This window comes from Jannaschia donghaensis, from assembly GCF_001403795.1.
GTDB classification, from domain to species: Bacteria; Pseudomonadota; Alphaproteobacteria; order Rhodobacterales; family Rhodobacteraceae; genus Jannaschia; species Jannaschia donghaensis.
Genome location: NZ_CXSU01000004.1, coordinates 1 through 22,987, shown reverse-complemented (window position 1 = coordinate 22,987; position 22,987 = coordinate 1). Strand labels below are relative to the sequence as shown.

The following is a 22,987-nucleotide window of genomic DNA, read 5'->3' as shown; positions in this document are numbered from 1 at the left end:
CTCCGAAGGGTCGCCCCGGGGATGACGGATCGGGCGTGCACCGACGGCGCAGCATCCGTGCAGGGATCGTGCAGCGCAGGTCTGCGGCGCGATCACGGGTAATCGATCTTATGTAAAGCATAGGGCCGGAGCGATTAAACGTTCCGGCCCTATGTCATGCGCGACCCCGATCTTGGCCCGGGGCGTGCGGTGGAAATCAGAGAACGAAGCTGACGACTGCAATGACGACGACGACGACACCGATGATGTAAAAGATATTGCGCATGATATTCCTTCCGGTTGCGACGGGACAACGTGCCGCACCGCGAATTGGTTCCGGACCGGGGTCGCCGCCCGATCGCGCCGCCCCAAGTCCATCGCCCGTCTGGGAATTATTCCGTCAGAACTGTGCCAGCAGATTGACGAACAGGCCCTGGTCGTCGCGGGTCAGATCGGTCAGATCGTCCGAGAAGGTGCCGAAGTTATAGCCCAGCCCGACCGACACGTTCGGATTGATCTGACGGTAAAGCGCGGCCAGGACGCCGGTGTCCGACGTCTCGGCCTGCCGCAGGTCCAGGCGGCGGAATTCCACCAGGCCGTCCCATTTGCTGACCATGTGGTACCGCGCCGACAGCACGCCCAGAACCGCGTCGTTGTCGGTGAAGGCATCGCCCGCAGTGCTCGCCGTTTCCGCCAGGCGCACCCCGACCTTGGCCCCCAGGGTCCAGAACCGATTGATGTCGTACAGGGCGTCGACGCTGACCACATGGCTGCGCTGGCGGGGGCCGCGCTCCTCGTCGGTGCCGTCCACGCGTTGGCCGATGTCGTCGTACAGATACCGATAGCGGGCCAGCACGTTCAGGCGGTCGTGGTCGATGGGGCGGAAGGCATAGCCGACGATCACATCCGCAAAGGTCCCGTCCAGCGTTTCCGATTCGGTGCCCACCGTCTCTGCGTAATCGGCGGAAAAGACGAGGCGCTGGCTTTCGTCGATCTTCCACGCCGCATCCGTCGCCAGCAGCCAGGTTTCGGAGCGCAGATCGTCGCCCGACCGCGTGCCCCGGTCGGTGCGGTATTCCAGACGGCCCTGCGCCTGCACGGCGTCGGTGGCATAGCGCAGCGCGACGGAAATGGCGTCGCGGTCGAAATCGTTGTCGCGGGTGTCGACCACCTCGCCGGACTCGATGGCCAGGGCCGCCGAAAGCCGCTCCGTCGGTGTCCAGTCCAGGCCGTAGGCCGTGGTCGTCGATGTGCGGTCGCCGAAGACGTCGTAGATGTGTTCCGCGAAGATCGACACCTCTTCGGACACCCGTTCGGTCGCGCCCGATTTGAACACGCCCGCGTCGCGGCCCGTCAGGCCCGTGATCTCCCGCCCCGGATCGACCTCCCACCCGGCATAGCGGGTCGACCCCGCGCCGTCGGCGTATTCCGCCAGGGCGATGGCGCCGAAGCCCAGCGATCCGTCGGACACTTCGCCCGTCAGGGACCAGCCATTGCGGAACGCGACCGTCCCGCCCAGACCCGCGCGGTCGTTGCGGCCCAGCCCCTCCTCGTCCAGCGTGGCCTGCGCGAAGACATAGACTGCCGCGTCGCCTGCCAATTGCCGCGTCAGGCGCACGGCCAGATCGGTGCGGCGCCCGTCCTCGCTGCTGTCGCGGACGTCCTGGTGTTCGAGGCCCACGCCCACGGAGGTCGCGGCAGTCACGGCGAATTCCGCCTCGAGGGTGCCTTCGCGCTCGTACTCGCCGGCGTCGTTTTCGTAATCGTCGTAGATGAAGGCATAGCGCGTGCCGGGCGTCGCCTGAATTTCGCCCGACAGGCCCCAGAAGAGTTCGTCGCCCGTGGACGACGTGACCTGACGGTCCAGCCCCGAGAAGCCTTCCTCCCGATCCTCGACATAGAAGGCGAGCGCGCCGTCGGCGGCCAGCCCCAGATCCCGCAGGGCGGCGCGGCCGTCCAGCTTGATCGCGGTGCCGGTGCCCATCGCGCCGTCTTCGGTGTCGACCAGAAGACCCCCATCGGCCGAAAACGTGGAGCCAAAGCCCGGCCCGTCCGATTCCGCGATGTCGAAGCGCAGGAACGTGTCTTCCGACCGACGGAAGAGCAGATCCAGCCCGATCAGCGTCTGATCCGCCGTCCCCGTCTCCTCCGACAGGCCGGACACACCGACGCGCAGCTGGTCGGTGACCCAGCCTTCGGCCCGCCCGCCATAGGCGAAGCCGTCCAAGCTGCCCAAGGTGGGCGTATATTCGTATTGCACCACCAGAACGACATCGTCGTCGGCGGCCACGCCGTCGGACACGATACCGCCGCCCGCCTGCCCCGACAGGGGGCTGCGCAAGGTGACGACGCCCTGCACATAGTTGATCTCGTAATCGTCGCCCGCGATCAGGGTCCGGGTGGCGATGACGCGCCCGGAATTGCCGTCGCGGACCTGAACGCTGATGGTTTCGGTCGCGCGGCTGATGTCCTGACGGTTCAGGAAATACACCGACCCGCCGGTGCCCAGGAACACGTCGCGCTGCGGCAGTTGATCGGGCTGCGCGCCGTAGGCATAGACGCTGGCGCGGGGCGCGCCGAACCCGGTCTGATCCTGCGTCGCGTACCCGGCGGACAGACCGTAGAGCGTGCGATCGTTGCGCACCAAGCTGGTCCCGTCGCCAAGCCGGGCCGCGAAGTCCCCCCATTGCAGGAAATTGTTGTCCCGCTCCACCCGCAAGAACAGGTTGCCGGAGGTGGGCGTGCGATCCTCCAGCGTGGAATCGTCGCCATAGGTCGGATACAGATCGCGCGGATCCAGCCGCAGCAGGCGGTCGCGCGGGTCACGGTCGTCGAAGCGGCGGAACACATCCGCGATGTCGCCTTCGCCGCTGTCCGCACTCGCGATGATCTGCGTGCCATCGGCGCGCCGCCCCTCGACGTAGAAGGCAAGGCGGCCGCTGTCGAACGTCTCGGACGGGGTGCCCTCCTCGTCGTAGATGCCGAAGGTCACGTCCGCGGTGGCGACATAGAACCATTCGGCGCGCGGCACCTCCAGGTCGCGCACGATCTCCACGCCGCCCGTCTGCCCCAGAACCTGCACGTCGATGCCATGGGTGCCCGCGGGCAGGATGCGCTCGATCACGAAGCCGCCCGACGGATCGACCGCCACGACTTCGCCCAACGCGGTGACGCTGGCCCCGGCGGGCACGCCGTCGCCGGTGACGATGACCGACGCGCCATGAACCGGAATGCGGCGGCGCGCGGTGGTGTCGAACCCGTCCTCCACCCCCGGCTCGCGGTCCTGCGCGGTGTCGAACCCGTCCAGCGGCACGGGGAATGTCTCGTCGAAACGGCCTTGGGCGTCATAGACGCGCAGCACCGCGTCCAGACCGGGGCGCGGCGGCACGAAGCCCGTCGCCCCGCCCGGCACCACCGGCAGGGTGGCGATCGTGCGCGGCCCGGTCACGGCCAGCGGGTCGATGATGCGGATTTCGCCGCGCGTGACATAGGCGGGGTAATTGAGCTGCGACAGCAGGGTCAGCGGCCCGCCCGGCGCCCCCGTGACCTCCAGATCCAGCTTCGGGTCCGCCCCCAGACCGCGATAGCTGACCTGGATGTCGGCCTCGGCCAGGGCGGCGTCCAGCGCGCGCACGTCTTCGGCCACGCGTGCGTCGCCCGCGACCGTGTCGCCGTTGACCGAGATGGCAAAGCCGTCCTGCGCCGCGGCCCCCTGCCCCAGCAGGACAAGCGCGGTGGTCAGGCAGGCCAGTGACGTCAGATCGGTGCGTGTCATGTCAGCGCCCCCCCGCGATGGTGCGTTCGATGACCGGCGCCGGACGGCCCCGTGGCCAGCCCCCGCGGATCAGGCGTTCGACGGCATCCAGACGCGCGCGCGCCGTGTCCCGCCCCTCGCCCGCCGTCGTATAGGTCAGGCGCAGCACCACCGGCGCTTCGCCCAGGGCACCGACGAACCCGTCGATGCCCGACACCAGCCCCGCCGACGGCTGCGCGCCCGCAAAGGCCGCCCCGGTCAGCGCCACATCCACCACGTCGGCCAGCGCCGCGCCGAAGTTCATCTTGGCCAGCGTGCCGGGCGTCAGCCGGATCGTGCGCGGATTTTCCGTGGTGATGTGATACCCGGTCGGCAGGCTGCTGGGGTCCAGTTTCAGGGTGAAATTCGACCCGATGTCGCGTGGCAGGGCGGCGCAGGGCACGTTGAAGCGGCCATGGTCGTCCGTCGTGATGACCGTGCCGTCCACCGTGGCGATGCGCACGCGGGGCAGGCCCTCTTCGCGCCGCACCTGCGCCGGGGCGACGGCCCCCTTGCCGCCAAAGGTCTGATCGGTGATCCCGTCTTCGCGCGCGCCGTCCGGCCCGTCGTAATAGCCGTTCAGGTTCACATCGTCGAACACCCGCCCGATCACGTCGCCGCAGTCGAACACCGCTTCGGGCCGCACCACCAGGGTCGCGGTCGCCACATTGGACAGCACGTCGCCCGCCGGGCCGCGCACGAAGGCGCTGTTGACGAATTCGCCCGGCCCTTCGGTCACGCGCACGGCCAGCGTCGCCACCAGCCGGTCGCCGGGGTTCAGCGTCAGCGGCGACCAGGTGACGGTGCGGCCCGCGACCGCTTCGCCCGGCACCGCGTCGCCGTCGATGCGCCCGCTGCCCGGCACGGCCACCAGACCCGCAGGCAAACGATCCACCAGGGTCAGGCCGGTTTCGACGAAATCGCCGGTATTTTCGACCTCGATGGTATAGGTCACCGTCTCGCCCAGAAGGGCCGTGCCCGGCGACACCGATTTCGTCGCCACCAGCCCGGTCGGCGCGATGACATCGACCGCGACCGACGCGCTGACCGCCTCGGCCAGACGCGGGGCGGTCAGGGTGGCGACGTTGTCGCGGCCCGGCACGCCGGTTTCGGTGTCGATGCGCAGGGTGAAGCTGACGGTCCCCACCTCTCCGGGGGCCAGGGACGTGCCGGCGCGCAGCGTCTCGGCATCCGCGTCCCCGTCGAAGGCGGCATTCGCGCCGCCGGTGGCAAAGCCCGTCGCGGACAGATCGCTGACCGACACCACCTCCGCCGGGTCGGCAAAGGCGGCCAGATCGTCGATCAGGCTCAGGTCGGTCAACGTCACGTTGCCGGTGTTTTCGGCGACCAGCGTAAAAGCCACGTCGAAGGCCGTGCCCCCCGCCCGTTCGGGCGCGCCGGCCGTCTTGACCAAGGTCGCCGCCGGCGCGGGCACGATCGGCATAAGCGTCGGCGTGCTGCCGTCGCCCAGCCCGTTGTCGGACATGTCGTCCACCGCCTCGCCCAGCGGGGACAGGGCGCGCGCCATGACGCTGTTCGTCAGGCCGCCCGAATCCACATCCGCCTGCGTCAGCGTATACCGCAGCTCCCACGTCGAACTCTCATTGGGGGCCAGGGCGGCGGGGCCGTCCACACGCACCGGGTCGGACACGCCCGCGCTGACGTCCAGGCCGTCGTCATTCGCCATCGTATCGGCCAGCACCAGATCGGTCAGCGTCACGTTGCCCAGATTGGTGGCGACCACCTGGAACACGACCTCCTCGCCCGCCGCGGCCCCGGCGGTCTTCACGGTCTTGACGACCGACATGCCGGCCGCGGGGGCCAGCGCCGTGTCCGTGGGGTCGTCCATCGTGTTGCCGTCGCCGTCGATCCCGTCGTCGGCCACGTCCGTTACCGATGGGCCGACGCGCGGCGCGCCCGTCACCGTCACGCGGTTCGATACGCCGCCCGCATCGACGTCGCCCTGATCCAGCGTGTGGCCTGCGGCATAGGTCCAGGTTTCGGCCAGATCGATGCGCCCGTCCCCGTTCGCGTCACCCGACAGCAGGCGGAACGGCGCGTCCAGCGCGATCGCCGTGCCGTCGGTGCGGGTCATCACGTCGGCGATGTCGGTGACGGCCAGGCTGACGTTGCCGGTGTTGCGCAAGGTCAGGGTGTATTCGACCACTGATCCCGCGACCGGATCGCCGGTCAACACGGCGGTCTTTTGCGCGCGCAACGCAGGCTCCGCTGCGGCCCCGTCGGTGGCGCGCGTGTCGGTGCCCGTGGCGGTCGTGCCGCGCGGGCCGTCGGCGGCGACGGTCGCGGTGTTCACGATTTCGCCCGCGTCGACGTCACCCGGCGTGACGGCATAGCCCAGAACGCAGGTCGTCGCATCATTGGCCCCCACGGCCAGCACGGGAAGGGTGCAGGTAAAGGGCGGCGTCACGATTTCGTCGCGCACCACGACATCGGTCAGGGTGACGTTGCCGGTGTTGCGCACCGCAAACCGGTATTCGATCGTGGTGCCCACGGCGCCGAACGGCTCGGGCGTGGCGGATTTCACCAGCGCGACCCCCGGGGCCGCATCGGGCGTGGTCAGCGTCAGCGTCGCCTCCGCCCCGACGCCCGCGCCGCCTGGATCGACCGATGTGGCCGTGGCCTCGTTCACGACTAGACCTGCGTCGATGTCATCCTGCGTCACAGTGTAATCGCCCGCACAGACCAGCGTGCCACCTGGGGCCAGCGTCGCCGCGCGGCAGGTGAAACCGGGCAACAACGGGTCGTCCACCGCCACCGCGCGCAGCGTCCGGTTGCCCGTGTTCGTCGCCGTCAGCGTATAGGTCAGGACCTGGCCCGCGCCGGTGATCGGCAAGGTCGTCGCCGCCTTGTCCAACGTCATGGCCGCCGCGCCGCCCGCAGGTGTCGTGACGCTGTCGACGTCGGACACCACGATGCGGTCGGACGCGCCGAAGGTCGTCTGCGCGAATGCCGTGTTCAGCAGTTCGCCCGCATCCAGATCGGCCTGCGTCGCAGCAATGGTCGCCGAACAGATCGCCGTCTCGCCCGGCGTGAAATCGGGGTTGGCGGCGGTCGAGGTGAAGCAGACCACGGGGTCGTCCAGCCGCGCGTCGCGCACCGAGATATCGCGCACCAGCGCCGCCTGTCCCGTGTTGGTGACCGTGAAGTCATAGCGCAAAAGGTCGCCCACCGTGTCGAACGCCGCCTTGGGTGTCCCGCCCGCATCGGTGATCCCGGTCAGCGCCTTGTTGGTCGACAGCGCGGGCACGGCGCCCGCCGGCACGGTTTCGGTGACCGGCGGAGCGGTGACGCCGCCGACCGTCGCCGCCGCCAGATTGGTGACGGACCCCAGATCCACGTCGTCCACCGTCACGGTATAAGTCGCCTGACAGGTCTGCGCCGCCCCGGGCCGCAGGTCGGACGTCACGCAATCGAACGTCCCGATCAGGTTGTCGGTCACCGTCAGCGGGGCCGCCGGTGTCGCGGTCAGGGTCGTGTTGCCGGTGTTGGTGACGGTAAAATCATAGGTCACGACCGCCCCCACCCGGAACAGCGCGGGCGGCACGCCGGGTTGCGTCACCCCATCGACGGTGACCGACGCGGCGGATTTCGCCAGCGTCAGGGCGGGGGTCTGTTGCACCGGCACCGTCACACCGTCGCGGACGGGGGCGGCCACGCCATCGCTGGCGGTCGCGGTGTTTTCCAACAGGGCACCGGGCGCGTCGATGTCGGCCTGCGTCACGGTGTAATCGGCGGTGCAGGTCAGGCGGGCACCGGGGGCCAGCAACGTCGCCGGGCAATTCACCGTGCCGCCCGCATCCGTGATGCGCGGGTCGGCCACGGTCACAGCCCCCGCCGTCACGTTGCCCCGGTTGGTCACGTCGAAGGCATAGGACAGGACTTCGCCCGTCGCTGCCACGCTGGCCTGACCGGAGGTGAGACGCTTGACCAGCGCCAATTCCGGCGCGGCCAGGATCGTGACCGCCGCCGGGTCGCTGGGGTCACCCAGGGACGTGCCCGTCGGGTCCCGCCCGCCGACCGTCGCCACGTTCGACACGCCGCCCGCGTCCACGTCCGGCTGCGTCAGAATGTATGTCGCGCGGAAGATCGCCGTCTCGCCCGGAATGATCGAACCGGGGACCGACCCGCGGTTCGACGACACGAAATCCGGCCCGCTGGCCAACGTCAGGGGCGTGGTGTCGGCGCGGGTCAACGCCTCGTCCGTCACGTCCACGCCGGTCAGGGTCACGTTGCCGGTGTTCGTCGCCCGGATCTCGAAACGCACGGTGTCGCCCGCGACCGTGGGCGCGTTCAGCACGACCTTTTCGGTCTCGATCCCCGGCGTTCGGGTCAATGTCACCGCCGTCGGGTCATCGCCCGGCCCGTCGTCGTCGGACACGTCCGAAACCTCGACCCCCATGGGGTCGTCGGCGGTGACGACTGCGCTGTTGGTCAACCCGCCCGCGTCGATGTCCGCCTGCCGCAGCGCGTGGTCCACGACATAGATCCAGGTCTCGCCCACATCCAGCGTGTCGTCCTCGTCCGTGTCGCCCCGGTCGAACACCGCCACCGGCGCGGGGTCGGCGGCCACACCGCCCACGGGGGTCAGCCTGTCCACGATCACAGGGGCCGTGAGCGACAGGTTGCCTGTGTTTTCGACCGCAATCTCGAAGCGCAGGATGGCGCCGGGCAGCGGGGCGGCGGGCGCGGTGCCCACCAATGTCTTGACCGCTTCCAGCGATGCGGTCCCGTTCAGGATCGCGGGCGTCGGGTCGTCGCCGTCGCCCGTCCCCAGATCGGAGGTGTCGGAGACCGCGCCGCCCCCCGGCCCAAAGGCCGATCCCACGACCGAATTCGACAAACCGCCCGCGTCGATATCCGCCTGTTCCAGCGCGTAGGTCACGGTGTAGACCCGCAGCTCGCCCACCTCGAACACGCCCGCCGCATCCGTATCGCCCGATTCCAGCACGGGGGTCGGCTGCGTCGTCACAGGCGCGTCGTCGGCGCGGCGCAGGTCCTCGGCGAACGTCGGGTCGGTCAGGGTGAGATTGCCGGTATTCTCGACAGTGACGGCAAAGACGATTTCGTTGCCCGCGACCGGGTCGGTCGGCAAGGTGCGCACCGTCTTGAGGATTTCCAGCGCGGGGGTCCGCCCGAAGGTGACGGGCGTGGGCGCGTCCCCTGCCCCGGTGCCATTGTCCGAGATGTCGCTGACGGGCCTGTCCTGCGGATCGGTCGCATCCACGGTGACGGAATTGGCGATGCCGCCCGCGTCGATGTCGCCCTGGGTCAGCGCATAGGTCACGTCATAGACCCAGGTCTCCCCCACCTCCAACGCGCCGGCGATGCCACCGTCGCCCGTGCGAAAAACCGGGACCGGCCCACCGGGCAGCGGCGCAGTCTCGCCGTTGCGCGTGACGCTGTCGGTCAGGGCCACATCGTCCAACGTGACGTTGCCGATGTTCTCCACCGTCACCTCGAAGATGACCGTGTCGCCCGGTTTCGGCGTCGCGGGGGCGGCTGTGGTCACGGTCTTGCGGACCTGCAGCTGCCCGTCGCCGGTCTGCAATGCGACGCTGGCGTCGTCGGTCGCGTCGTCGACGGTGGTGCCCGGCGGGCTGTCCGCGCTGGCCGTGACGATGTTGGTCAGCGGGGCCCCCGCGTCGATGTCGTCCTGGGTCACGGTATAGGTCGCGGTCAGGGTCGCATCGTCGCCCGGTTGCAGGATGGCAATCTCGCCCCCATCCTCGATCGTCAGGTTCGCCGTGCCCGCGGCGGAGGTCTGGGCATCGATCAGCCTGATGGAGGTCAGGCGCGTGTTGCCCGTGTTCGTCACCAGATAGGAATAGGTAATCTCGTCATCGACCCGCAGGCCGGTGGTGGCCGACGGGGTCTTGTCGATGCGCAGCGACGGCGTGCGCGCGCCGTCCACCGTTTCGGTGCCGGTGCCGACGACCGGGCCGGTGCCGTATTCGTCGGGGAAGGTGAAGGTGGCAAGGTTGGTGACCGTGCCCGCGTCCACGTTGTCCTGCGTGACGGTGTAACTGGCCGTGCATTCGAAGGTCTCGCTGGGCCGCAATCCACCTGCGGGCAGCGGGTCGCAATTGGCGGCGAAATTCGCCGACGGGATCCGGTCGTCCACAAAGGTCGGGTCCAGCGTCAGCGTGACGTTGCCCTGGTTCGCGATGGTATAGACATAATCGATGACCTGACCGGCGGTGTCGAACCCGCCGCCCGGCAGCGGCGCGATCGCCACCTTGGACACGCCCAGGCCCGGCTCGGGGTCGGGACCGGATGCGCCCGCACCGTCGCTGACCTCGGCCACGGTGCCCGCCCGCGCCGCGCCGTTGGCCCGCGCCGTGTTCGCCACGCTTCCGCGGTCCACATCCTCCTGGGTCACGGTGTATTCGAACAGGCACGACGTGTCGGGCGCGTCACCGGGGGCCAGCGTCCCGACCGCGCAGGACGCGGGCGTGACCCCCACCAGATCGTCCGTAACGGTGATGGAATCGACGGTGATGTTGCCGATGTTCTCCACCTCGATGCGGAATTGCAGCACCGCGCCGGGGTCGGTGAAATCCGCGCCCGCGACGGGCGAAGTCGTCGGGACCAGCGTCTTGGTGATGCGCAATTCGGGGGCCGGCCCGGTCAGCGGGACACTCTCGGTGTCGGACCCCTGCACGACGGTGCCATCTGGGGCCGCGCCCTGCGCGTCGGCGCGGTTGGTCAGACTCTCGTCGTCCAGATCGGATTGCCGCACGGTATAGATGCCGGTGCAAACGGTCTGCGCATCGGGGGCCAGGGTCAGCGGGGCGGCGGGCGCGCAGGTCAGGCCCGGCAGCATCGCATCGCTGACCGTCACACCCGACAGGCTGCGCGGCCCGTCGTTGCGCGCCAGAACCGTGAACTCGATCTCGTCGCCCAGCGATGCGGCATTGCCCGGATCGGTCAGGTTCTCGAAGGATTTCTCGACGCTCAGCACGTCCTGCCCGCTCGCTCCGGGGATCACGACGGTCTGCACGTTCGACACCACGTTGGTCGACGACCGGAAGAGCGTGCGCGCGGTCGCCACGTTGCGCAAAAAGCCCGACATCTCCTCGGCCGAAACCGCATCCAGATCGGCCTGCGTGACCGTATCGGTGGCCCTGTCGCACACCAGCGGCGGGTCATCGACCGCCAGTTCGGACGACCCCGATGGGAACGGGCATTGCACCGTGCCCACGCGGTCATCCTCCACGGTGATCGCATTGCCGAACGCGGGCCGGATCGCGCCGGTCGACGTGTTCTCCACCGTATAGGTATAGGTCACCACCTGCCCGGCCGAGGTGATCACCGAAGTGTCGGCGACCTTGGTCAGCGACAGCGCGGGGGTCACGTCTTCGGGGATCGTCTCCGTCTGTTCGGGCGACCGCACGCCCCCGGCGGTGGAAAACGCCACGTTCGTGACCGACCCCAGGTCGACGTCGTCGGCGGTGATCGTGTACCGCCCCTCGCACGTCACGCTGTCGCCGGGGGTCAGCGGGCCGGTCTGGCAGGTGATCGTCCCGATCAGATTGTCCTCGACCTCGATCGGGCCGGGAAGGGTCGTATTGCCCACGTTGGTGACGGTGAAATCATAGATCGCGACTTCGGTCTCCGCGAAGCTTTGCGTGGGGTTGTCCAACTCCCGGAACATCTTGGTCAGGGTCAGCTCGGGCCGCTGCACCGCGGGCACCGTCACGCTGGACAGACCGTCGGTCACGGGGCGCCCGTCGAAGGTGGTGTCGGCCTGCGCGCGGTTGGTGAACCCGCCCGCGTCCACATCCCCCTGGGTGGGCGCATAGGCCAATTCGCAGATCAGGGTGTCGCCCGGCGCCAGCGGCACGACCGGGCTGGCCGAGCAATCGAACGGCGTGCCCGGCACATCCAGATCGGTGATCGTGACGGCGTCGGTCAACGTCACGTTGCCGTCGTTGCGCACCAGGAATTCGAACGTCAGATTGTTGGCGTTGCCCGCATCCGACAGATCGCCCGGCCCGTCGAAGGTCTGCGCCGTTCCCGGCTTCAACCGTTTGGTCAGCGTGATCGATTCGGCCTGCGTGGCCGACAGGGTCAGGCTCTGCTCGCCCGACCGTTCGTCGGCCACGCCCGTGGGGTTCAGGGGCGATGGCACGACGGGCTGCGACACGAAGGCTTCGGCGGTGTTCTGCACTTCGCCCGCGTCCAGATCGGCCTGGGTCGCGGTGTCGCTGGCCGTGCAGACCAGCGTTCCACCGGGGGCCACGCCGCCCGGCGGCAGCGCCGGGCAAGACACGGTGATCCGGTCGTCGGTCACGGTGATCGGCGCGGTCAGGGTGATATTGCCTGTGTTGGTGACGGTATAGACATATTCCAGCACATCGCCCACGGCAGTGAACCCGCCCCCGGCGGTCGACGTCTTGGCCAGGCTGATCGACGGGTCCTGCGCGGGGCCGTTCAGATCGACGCGCGCCGTGTCGGTCACGACCGTCGTCTCCCGGTCCTGGCCCGACACGGTGACGATGTTGGTCAACCTGCCCGCATCCACGTCGTCCTGATCGGGGGTGTAGGTCGTGCTGGCGGGGATTGTGCTGGCCCCGACCTCGCAAGTCGTGACGGTCTGCGACGGCGCAAGCGTGGGAACGGAACAGGTGAACCCCGTCAGATCGTCGGTCAGCGTCACATTCGTCAGGGTCACGGTCCCGGTGTTCGTCACCGCGAAGTTGAAGACCTCGTCGATGCCACCGGCAAAGCTGTTCGATCCGTCCCGCTCGGTCTTCGTCACGCGGATGGCCGGGGCCGGCGCGGGGCCGTCGATGCGCACGGTATCGCTGTCGTTCACGCCGGTCGGCGTGCCGGCGGCATTGGTCCCGGTGGCCGACACGGTCGCGGTGTTGTCGAAGAACCCGATATCCACATCGTCGGGCGTCACCGTCCGCGTCCCGACGCAGCGCAGGTCGACCGCGCCGGGGGCCAGCGACGGGATGGAACACGACAGCGGCGTGTCCAGATCGGGGTCTTCGACCAGCAGGTTCGTCAATGTCACGTTGCCGGTGTTCTCCACCCGCAGGGTAAACCGCACGACGTCGCCCGTCGCATCGAATTCGGGGGCGCCGGGCAGTTTGGTCAGATCGACCGCCGGGGCGCGCGTGGGGCCGGTCAGGGTCAGCGCGTCGTTCACCGGGGCCACATCGGTGGCGCTGGCGGTCGCGGTGTTGGTGTATTCGCCCGCCTCCACATCGGCCTGGGTGGTCGTCCGGCTGACGCGGCAGGTGCCGTCGGTCGCGCCGGGGGCCAGCGCCGCCACGGTGCAGGTCGCGCCCAGATCCTCGTCGCGGATCACCACGTCGCGGATGGTGCGCACGCCGTCGTTGGTGACGGCCAGGATATATTCCACCGTCTCGCCCGCGGCGGCAAAGGTGGTGGCGCTGCCGCCCGCAGGGACAACGCGCGTCTTTTCCAGCGACAGCAGGCGATCGCGTACGGTCGCGTCGATGTCCACCGTCTCGTCGTCGGTGCGGGTGATCCGCGTGCCCGTGGGGCTGACGCCGACGGCCCTGGCGGTGTTCAGGACCGACCCGGCATCCAGATCGGCCTGATCGACATCATAGGTGCCGGTGCAATCGACGGTCGCGCGCGGCCCGACGTCGGTAAAGGCGCACGACAGACCGGGGATCAGCGGGTCGGTGACCTCCACCGACGCAAGCGTCTGGTTCGTCAGGTTCTCGATCTCGAAGGTATAGGTCAGCGTATCGCCCACCGTGTCGAAGGTGGCGGCCCCGGTGCTGGTCTTCGTCAGGGTGAAATCGGGCGTGATGGCCGACGCGACGGTCGCGGCGCTGTCGGGCGACACGATGGTCGCGGGCGTGCCGCCGGCGCCGGGGGCATATTCGACTTCGGCGCGCGCGGTGTTGACGAATTCGCCCGCGTCGATGTCGGCCTGCGTCAGCCCCGCAAAGCTGCCGGTGCAGACGAAGGATTTGGGCGTGTTGGGCGAATTCTGACCGAACAGCGTGCCACCGGGCGGCGTGCAGCCCGGATCCAGCGTCACCGACGGGTCCACGATGGTGATCGTGTCGCGCGGCACGTCGAAGGCGACATTACCGGTGTTCGTGACGGTGAACCGATATTGCAAAACGTCCGAGGTGTCGTCGAAATCGGCCGTCAGCGCCTCCTTCTCGATGCCGATGGCGGGCGACCCTTCCTGCGGAATCGTCTGGCTGGTCTGCGGCGACCGGGGGCCGGTGGCCCCTTGGGCAAAGGCGGTGTTGGTGACGAAGCCCGCAATCTCGTCGGCTTCGGTCACGGTATAATCGCCGGTGCAATCGATCGATCCGCCGGGGGCCAGATCGCCGGGCGCACATTCGAACGGCGCGCCGATGCGGTCGTCGGTCACCCGGATCGGGCCTTCGGCGGTGACGTTGCCGGTGTTGTTGACCGTGAATTCATAAGTGACCCGCAGCCCTTCGACGAAATCGTCCGGGTCCACGTTCGGGGCCACCTTCACGATCGCCAGCGACGGGCGCTGCGTCGCGGCCACGGTCAGCGATGTCGGCGGGCTGACGACCGGATCGCCGTTCACGTCTTGCGCGGTGGCGCTGGCGGTGTTGGTCACGCCGCCCGCATCCAGATCCTCCTGCGTCACGTCGTAAGCGTCGGAGGTGCAGGTCGTCTGCCCCCCGTTCGGCGCGATCGACTGCACCGGACAGGTCACGCCGATGCGGTCGTCGCGCACGCCGTCCGCCGCCAGCGTCACCGGCGTGTTGCCGGTGTTGGTCAGCACGTATTCATAGGTCAGCGTGTCGCCGACGGCATCGAAGGGCGCACCCGCCGGGGCCGCCAGCCGCTTCAGAATCGTCAGGCCGGACGTCTGCGTGCCGGTGACGCGCGCGCCGTCCGACCCGCTGGCCGTCTGCCCGCCCACGGTGATCGTCGCCGTCGCCAGATTGTCGACCACGCCTGCGTCCAGATCCGCCTGCTCCACGTCATAGGCCACCGAACAGGTCACCGTCGCCCCCACCGCGACCGCGCCCGCCGGGCAGGTGACCGTCTGGCTGACGCCCCGGATCACATCCGTCACCGTCGGCGGCCCGGTCCAGCCGACGTTGCCGGTGTTCGTCACCGCCACAGAATAGTTCAGCGTGTCGCCCACCGCCCCGAAATCACTGTCCAGCGCCGTCTTCGCCACCGTCAGCGCGGGGGCTGCGGCGGGCCCGTCCAGGTCGGCGCTTGCCGTGTCGAACACCGGCCCCGCCGCCCCGTCCGCATCGACCCGCGCCGTATTGGTCAGCGCCGTGCCGTCGTTGACGAAGGCATCCACATCCCCCTGCGTCACCGTATAGGTGCCGGTGCAGCTGGCGGTGTTGTCCGTCGTGTCCGCCGACCGCGGCAGGATCGTCCCCAGATCGCAATCGAACCCCGACAGGCGCGGGTCGGTCACGGCCACATTGCGCAGCGTCGTGTTGCCGTCGTTCGTCACCGTGAAGGTATAGGTCACCTGCGATCCGGCATTGCCGAACGGATCGGGCCCGCCCGATTTCACCAGGCTGACCGCATCGTTGCGCGCGGGGCCGGTGGCCGTCGCACTGGCCTGCAGATCGCCCAGCGATCCGAACGCCGGCTCCCCCGTCGCGTTCGCGGTGTTCACGATGGTGCCCGCGTCGATGTCCGCCTGCGTCACGCGGTAATCGGCGGTGCAGATCAGCTGTTGCGGCGTCGAGGCGCTGCCCGACGGCGTCGCCTCCAGATCGTTGTCCGGCCCGCAGGTCAGGGCCGCGATCCGGTCGTCGGTGATGATCACATCGTCGATGTCCACCGACCCGATGTTGCTTGCCACCAGGCGGTACGACACGGTGTCGCCCACCGCGCCAAAGGTCGCGCCCGCCGTGATCGTCTTGGTGAATTCCAGCCCCGGCGCGATCGTGCGCAGCCGCTGATTGCCCAGCGACGGCCCGCGCGTGAAATCCCAGTAATTGTCGTTCGGCGTCTGGTCGAACACCTGCGTGACCGTCCGGTTCGTCGACAGGATGTTGGACAAGAGCGCGGGGTTCGTCGAACTGAACCACCCGGTGTTGAACGTGTTGTTGCCGAACCCCGACACCTGGCCAAAGCTGCGCGTGCCCGAATTGTTGGTCCGGTCGGTGGTGCGCCCCGACCAATTGCCCACGTCGAAGCCGTTGATGCGCAGGGTGATCCGGTTGAAATCGAAACCGCCGACCTGCGTGTCGCCGTCATAGGCCGAAAACCGGATGTCCATCCGCACGATGGATCCGCCGAAGTAATCGGTACACGACCGGAACCCGCATTCCAGGTTGATGGGGTCGTTGATGGTGAACGGGTTGCCGTTGAACCGCGACGGCGTGCCCCGGTTCTGGAACCCGACGAAGGCCCCCGACGGGTCCGAAAACTGGTAGTAGATGTTGCCGTTCGCCCCCGTCAGGACGACCGCCACGCCGCCCGCCTCCGGATAGCTGTCGGGCAATTGGACGCCGGTGTCCGGCACGGTCGTGGTGAAGGGTGTTGCGGATGCATCGGGGGCGGCAAACAGGGTCGCCACGACGCCCAGCAGGGCAAGACCCCGCCGGACCCAACCGGCCTTGATGGTCATCTGGGGCTCCAATGCACTGTCCATCGGGGCGGGTTATCCCGCCTCCGCGTATTGGCATCGACCTTGCGCAGCGCCAGCGGCGCAAGGCAACAAGGCGATTCGCCCGACCGCCGCGTCTCCCCGAAGTGTCACAAATTGAACACGTCGCAGTCAGGGCGCGCGGTCAGGGGGCGTCGTCGAAGGCCCCCGGCTCCATCTCCTCCCAGAAGGCGGCAATGGCCGCGCCGTTCAATCCCGACCGCCAGCCGCGCGCGGCGAAATCCTCGCGCGCCAGATCATCCTCGATCCGGCTCAGGAACAGGCGGCGGTCGGCGTCGCGCTGCGTCGGGCTGCGCGCCTCCACCAACGCCAGCACGCGGTCCAGACGCGCGCGCCGGCCGTCGCGTTCGGCGTCGCGGGCCGCCTCCGCCGCATCCGCCGCGCGGTCCCGCGCGCGGGCCGCATCTGCCGCGGCGATGTCCTCCGGCGTGGGCGCAGGCGTGGATGGCGGCGCGTCGGTCTCCGCGTCCCACCCGCCCGCGATCGCCGCCGACAGATACCGCGCGGGGCTGCGCACGCCGCCCTTCCCCTCCACCATCTGCAACAGCGCCTCGACCCGCGCCTCCCCGTGTTCGGCGATCCACTGGCGGGCCAGGCGGTCGGCCACGCCGATGTCGCGCAGGCGCGCATAGATATCCGTGGCGCGCACCGCCCCCCCGTCGTCCAGCTCCATCAGGCCCAGCTGCGGGTTCTCGGCGATCTTGAACCGGATGGCGGCGACCGCCCTGCCCTCCCGCCGCGTCTCGGGCGTCAGGATGATGTTCGATGTCGCGTTCACCTCGGCCACGGCCGGCTTGATGATCTTGGCGTTCAGATGCTTGAATGTCTCGTAATAGGCACTGTCGCCGACCCCCATCAGGCGGCGGAACAGCGGCATCTCCCACCATCCGGTGCTGCCCACCCGGTGAAAGCGATAGCAGTTTTCATACAGCGCCAGCGCGTGACCGCTGGTGAACCGCCGCTGGATGTTCATGTTGATCAGCGCAAAGACCGCCGGGTCGTGCAGCTTTTCGGCCAATGCCGGGGAATAGGCGTATTCGCACACCCCGTCGACCAGCTTGGCAAACGACAAAAGCGACGACACCCCCCATTCCTGGCGCCCCCGCCCGTCCAGCATGTCCCATTCCGCCGTCGTCTCGGCCAACGACCGCAGCGCATCCTTCAATGTCGCGGTGTCGTTGGAATTGTACCCCACCATCAGGCACAGCGTGCGCGCGTCGATCCGGTGGCTGGCCCGTCCGATAAGATGGTCATAGGCATTGAGCAGCAGAACGTTCGACAGTTTGCGCTGCAACAGCGTCAGCTTGCCCGAAACGTGGATCGCGGCGACGTTCTTCTTGACCTGCGCGCGGCGCAGCGACCCATGCAGGTCGTCGCGGGGGATGTCGGCGCGCGCGGCCTTGCCCGTCCTGGCGGCCCCTGCCCCCGTCGATGTGCTGCGCGCCATGTCGCCTCCGATTCCGCGTGCTCCGATCCATGCCACAAAAGCACCCAACCGCCAATCCCGTTCAGGTGCCTTGAGCGATGCGATCCGCCTGCGCCCAAAGGAACCCATTTGCAGGATAAGCGCGGAGCGTGGCCTGTTGCGATTCTTCCCGGCCACCGTACGCTGGGGGCAATAGACCCTTTTTCACTTGATTGGGGACCTGTTTCGCGTATCGCGCCGAATCGATCCCGTGGTCGGGTGCCTTTTCCCCCGTATTCGGGGGCCCCTTGCCCCGTGAACGGGTCCCTTTCCTCCCGTGGTCGGGGTCCCTTCGTCCCGCATACGGGGACCGGTCGGCGGTATTTCTTTTATAGGACGGGGGGTTGCAGCGCGTAAAGACTCTTAAAGTCCTGAAAGAAATACAAGCCTTTCTGCCGTGTGTTTTTCGTTTTCAGGACAGGAAGGGGCAGATATCGGCCATCGGCGTTCCCTCATCCCCCGCGATGTGTCATCTTGCGGGGAATATGCGGCAAAACGCCGAACATCGAGGCAGAGCATCGCGCATGACAACCCGCAAATCCGACATTCACACCCCGCCCTATCACAACCTCGACCCCGCGTCCTGCGGTGCGCGTCTTGGCGATCCGGTCGACACGACCCGCTTTGCCCAGGCCGCCGCGCGATCCGCCCACGGGCGCAGCGAACTGGCCAAGCGCGGTTACGCCCCCGACGGGCGCAAGCACCTGCGCAAGTTCTCCACCTGGGAAATTTGCCGCTACCTCATCCCCGTCGCCGCCGCCCATTTCCGCCGCGTCCTCAAGACCAACCCCGACCTGCCCCAGGGCGAAGGGTCCAGCGGCACCCGTTGGTTCACCCTGGAGGAGGTGCTGTCGTTGCGCGAACATTTCGCCACCGAAGGGTCCAGCACCAAGGAATACAAACCCTGGCGCCCCAAGGGCGTGAAGGCCAAGGTCACCGCCGTCGCCAACTTCAAGGGCGGTGTCGGCAAGACCTCGACCGCCGCGCATCTGGCCATGGCGGCGGCGCTTGACGGCTACCGTGTTCTGGTCATCGACCTCGACAGCCAGGGCTCCATGACCTCGATCCTCGGCGGCGACGTGCCCGACGAATGGTCCACGGTTTTCCCCCTGCTGGCCCGCGATTACGCGCGCGCGGTTTCGCAGCGAAACCAGGTCCGCGCCGCCGGCGGCCAGCCCCCCCTTCCGCTGGACGAGACGATGACCGCCGCCCTGTCGACCAAGGCGTCCGATGTGATCCAGAAAACCCATTGGCCCAACATCGACCTGATCGGTGCTCAACTGAACCTCTACTGGGCCGAATTTCAGATCCCCGTCTGGCGTATGCAGTTGCGCGATTGGCCCCTGTGGGATGCTTTGCCGAACTTCCTGGCAAGCGAAGGGATTTTGGACGATTACGACATCGTCTTCCTCGATACCCCCCCTGCCCTTGGATACCTGACGATCAACGCCCTGTCGGCTGCCGACATCCTGTTGGTGCCCCTGGGGGCCAGCTTTCTGGAGTTCGACAGCACGGGCCGGTTCTTCGACATGCTCCACGCCACTTTTGCGTCGATCGAAGAGGGCGACAACGCCCAACGCCGCGCCGCGGGTTTGCCGGAGCAGCGGTTCGAATGGGACGCGGTGCGCACGATCCTGACGCGCTATGACGCGGGTCAGCAGGCGGATCTGGCGAATGTGGTGCAGGCGTATTTCGACAACCTGATGGCACCGCACCGCCAGGAGTTCACCGCGCTGGTCGGTCAGGCCGGGGAGCGGGTGAGCGGGATCTATGAGGCCGACCCCAAGGACTTCAACCGCGACACGTATCTGCGCGGGCGGGAGGTGTTCGACCGGACCTATGCGGATTTCAAGGAGCTGTTGCTGGGGTGCTGGTGGCGCGATGCGCAGATGATGGAGGAGGAGGACTGATGGCACGACGCAGGGATATCGCGGCGCCGACGGCGGAGGAGTTGGCGAAGCTGGACCGCGAAACGGCGGAGGGAGGTTTCGCAGCGAAACCTCGTATGGTGCCGATGGCGCAGGTGGCGGCGGAGGCGGCGGCGGAGGCGTCGCCCGTAAGCGTGGAGCAGCAGGAAAAGCAAGCACGCGACCGCGCGGACGCCGAAACCCTGCGCCGGGCGCGCGCCGAAGGGTGGGAGGTGCGGGAATTGCCCATTGCGCAGATTCACACCGACGGAATGTCGCGCGACCGGATGGAAATGGCCGAGGCCCCGTTGGAGGAATTGCGCAGTTCGATCCGCGCCAACGGGATGCGCACGCCGATCGAAGTGACGCGGCGCGGCGGGGAGGCGGAGATCTATGACCTGATTTCGGGGTTTCGCCGACTGACCGCGATGCGCGATGTGGCCGGGGCGGATGGCACGATCCGGGCCTTCGTGCGCCCGCCGCGCAGCGCGCCCGAGACCGTGGTCGCCATGGTGGAGGAGAACGAGATCCGCGCCGATCTGTCGTCCTATGAGCGGGGGCGCGCGGCGGTGATCGCGGTGCAGGACGGCGCGTTCGACACGTTGGAGGAGGCGGTCAACACGCTGTTCGCCGCCGCGTCGAAAGCGAAGCGGTCGAAGGTGCGATCGTTCGCGTTGCTGCACGAGGAGCTGGGCGACATGCTGGTGTTTCCCAACGCGCTGAGCGAACGGCAATGCCTGCGGCTGGCGGCGGCGATCAAGGCGGGGCAGGGCGGGGCGTTGCGCCGGGCGCTGGCCCCCGGCCTGGGCACCGATGCGGAGCGGGAATGGGCAGAATTGCTGCGCGCGCTGACGACATTGGAAGGGGAGGCGCGGACGCCGCGTCGGACCGGCGGGGAGCCGGGGCGTCCACGGGAAGTGAAGCCGAAACGCGGCTATGTCGCCTTGGCTAAGGGGCGGGCGATCCGCCACGTTCACGATGCCAAGGGCCACGCGATCCGGTTCGAGGGGCCGGTGGATTCCGTCCTGATCGATGCGGTGATGGAGCGGATCGAATATCTGCTGGAGGATGTCGGGCAGGCGAAGAAATAGGGTCTAAATGGGCATTAGAGCCACATCGTAGCGTTTGACCGCGGCGTCGGCGGTGACAAGCGTCAACCCCTCGACCTGCGCCTGCGCGACGAGGAGACGGTCGAAAGGATCGCGGTGATGCAGGGGCAGGGCGCGGACGACCTGCGCATGATCCCATGTTATCGGCAGCGCCGTGACACCGCTTTCATGCAGCCGGTCCCAGAGATCCGGGTCGACCACGAGTTTCCCGAGGGCCGTCTTGATGGACACTTCGACGACGGAGACGGCGCTGACGTGAATGTCGGCGGCGGCGATGGTATCGCGCACGGCGGGATCGAGGCGGCGATCATCGAAAACGAGCCACAGCAGGATATGGGTGTCGAGAAGAAGCTTCACCAATTCAGCGGGTTGTCTTTGCTGTCGAGTGATTCCTCGAACATCTCCTGGATCTCCGCGTCGCCGGCCCAGGGATCGGCGGGGGACACTCCCTTGCCGACCATGAGGCCGACGATGCTGCGCTTGGGCACCGGTTTCGTCGCGACCAGGCGGGCGACGGGGCGGCCGTAGCGCGTCAGCTCGATCTCCTCCCCGGCTTCGGCGCGGCGGATGAGGTCGGCGAAGGTCTTCTTGGCTTCGGCCACGGGGACTTGGGCGGTCATCGAACCCTCCGAAAATGTTGACCAACATATAGGTCAAGATGCGCCCGCGATCAAGGCGCGGGTTTCAGCGCCTGACGCACGACGGCGGACATGGCGGTCAGTTGCGGGGCCAGTGGCGTGGTGCCGCGCCAGACCATGCCGATGGTGCGTTTCGGCGTGTTGCGGGGGAAGCGCCCGATGGACACGGGCGCGGCGCGCGTCTCGGTCGCGACGGCCATTTCGGGGATCAGCGTGACGCCGATGCCCGCGCCGACCATCTGCACCAGCGTCGAAAGCGAGGACCCGTCGAGGCCGGTGCGCGGGCGACCGGCGGGCAGGGCGCAGACGGACAGGGCCTGATCGCGGAAACAGTGACCTTCCTCGAGCAGCAGAAGGCGCATGGTATGCAGCTGATCGGGGGCGGGCATGGGGCGGTCGGCGTCGGCGGCGGGGCGCACAAGCACGAAATCTTCGGTGAAGAGGGCGGTTTCCGTCAGCGACGGTTCGGACACGGGCAGGGCGACGATCGCGGCATCCAGGCGTCCGTCCGACAATTCCTCCAACAGTTTTGGGGTGATGGTTTCGCGGATATCGAGGTCGAGCGCGGGGTAGGTCGCGGCCAGCCCGGCGATGACCGGCGGCAACAGATAGGGCGCGACGGTGGGGATGACGCCCAGACGCAGGCGGCCCGACAGCTGACCCTGGGAGACGCGGGCGAGGTCGCCCAATTCGTCCACGGCGCGCAGGATGTCGCGGGCGCGGGTGGCGAAGGTTTCGCCGAACGCGGTCAGCCGGACGTTGCGGGGGGAGCGTTCGAAAAGCGTGGCGCCCAACGTCGTCTCCAACTCCTTGATCTGAACCGAGAGGGCGGGTTGGGAGATGGCGGAGGCTTCGGCGGCGCGTCCGAAATGGCCGTGACGGGCCAGCGCCTCGAAATAGCGGAGGTGTTTGAGGGTGAGGTTTGCCATAATCGCAGGTTATCGCAAGGATAGGTAAATGCAACTTATGTCTATCGCGCGGGTCTGATACGATGGGCGCAGAATCCAGAACACCCACGGGAGACGAGACATGATGGACGGTTCCGACAGCACGGGCAAATGCCCGGTCATCCACGGCGCGACGCTTCACACCCTGAACCGGGGGCGGTCGAACCGCGATTGGTGGCCCAACCAGCTGAACCTGAAGATCCTGGCGCAGAACGGGCCGCAGGTGAACGCGCTTGGGGAAGAATTCGATTACGCTGAAGAGTTCAAGAAGCTGGACCTGAAGGCGCTGAAGGCGGATCTGGCCGATCTGATGACCGATTCGCAGGATTGGTGGCCGGCGGATTACGGGCATTACGGCCCGTTCTTCGTGCGCATGGCGTGGCATTCGGCGGGCACGTACCGCACCGCCGACGGGCGCGGCGGGTCGACCACCGGCAACCAGCGGTTCGCGCCGCTGAACTCCTGGCCCGACAACGGCAACCTGGACAAGGCGCGCCGGTTGCTGT

8 protein-coding genes and 1 pseudogene are annotated in these 22,987 nt (G+C 68.1%); 3 read left to right on the top strand and 6 right to left on the bottom strand.

Features of this window, described 5'->3' with window-relative positions:
• Positions 1 to 379 precede the first annotated feature (379 nt).
• The 3 genes from JDO7802_RS00415 to JDO7802_RS00405 all read right to left on the bottom strand — a co-directional run bounded on the left by JDO7802_RS00415 (position 380) and on the right by JDO7802_RS00405 (position 17,862).
• A complete protein-coding gene (locus JDO7802_RS00415; protein WP_055081731.1) occupies positions 380 to 3,754 on the bottom strand; it encodes a hypothetical protein in 3,375 nt (1,124 codons plus the stop codon).
• 1 nt (position 3,755) lies between these two features.
• A complete protein-coding gene (locus JDO7802_RS00410) occupies positions 3,756 to 16,376 on the bottom strand; it encodes a beta strand repeat-containing protein (RefSeq protein ID WP_144430466.1) in 12,621 nt (4,206 codons plus the stop codon).
• A gap of 163 nt (positions 16,377 to 16,539) precedes the next feature.
• Complete coding sequence (locus JDO7802_RS00405; protein ID WP_055081729.1) at positions 16,540 to 17,862, bottom strand: replication initiation protein; 1,323 nt, start codon at positions 17,860 to 17,862, stop codon at positions 16,540 to 16,542.
• Positions 17,863 to 18,404: 542 nt separating this feature from the next.
• Between JDO7802_RS00405 and JDO7802_RS00400 the strand changes: the two genes are divergently transcribed.
• Positions 18,405 to 19,790 carry an AAA family ATPase gene (locus JDO7802_RS00400; protein ID WP_055081728.1) on the top strand — a complete coding sequence of 462 codons (1,386 nt, stop codon included), beginning with the start codon at positions 18,405 to 18,407 and terminating at the stop codon, positions 19,788 to 19,790.
• Positions 19,790 to 20,878: a ParB/RepB/Spo0J family partition protein gene (locus JDO7802_RS00395; protein ID WP_055081727.1), complete on the top strand. Its 1,089-nt coding sequence runs from the start codon at positions 19,790 to 19,792 to the stop codon at positions 20,876 to 20,878. Before JDO7802_RS00400 ends, JDO7802_RS00395 begins: the two co-directional genes overlap by 1 nt.
• A 3-nt stretch (positions 20,879 to 20,881) precedes the next feature.
• Here JDO7802_RS00395 and JDO7802_RS00390 read toward each other — a convergent pair whose 3' ends face one another.
• From JDO7802_RS00390 to JDO7802_RS00380, 3 genes are read right to left on the bottom strand one after another with little or no spacing between them, the layout of a single operon-like run.
• Complete coding sequence (locus tag JDO7802_RS00390; protein ID WP_055081726.1) at positions 20,882 to 21,253, bottom strand: type II toxin-antitoxin system VapC family toxin; 372 nt, start codon at positions 21,251 to 21,253, stop codon at positions 20,882 to 20,884.
• A complete protein-coding gene (locus JDO7802_RS00385) occupies positions 21,250 to 21,516 on the bottom strand; it encodes a type II toxin-antitoxin system Phd/YefM family antitoxin (protein WP_055081725.1) in 267 nt (88 codons plus the stop codon). Before JDO7802_RS00385 ends, JDO7802_RS00390 begins: the two co-directional genes overlap by 4 nt.
• Before the next feature lie 50 nt (positions 21,517 to 21,566).
• Positions 21,567 to 22,463, bottom strand: a complete 897-nt coding sequence (locus JDO7802_RS00380) for a hydrogen peroxide-inducible genes activator (protein ID WP_055081724.1) — start codon at positions 22,461 to 22,463, stop codon at positions 21,567 to 21,569.
• 103 nt (positions 22,464 to 22,566) lie between these two features.
• Between JDO7802_RS00380 and JDO7802_RS00375 the strand changes: the two are divergent.
• A pseudogene (locus tag JDO7802_RS00375) lies at positions 22,567 to 22,987 on the top strand (peroxidase family protein); the annotation flags it as partial.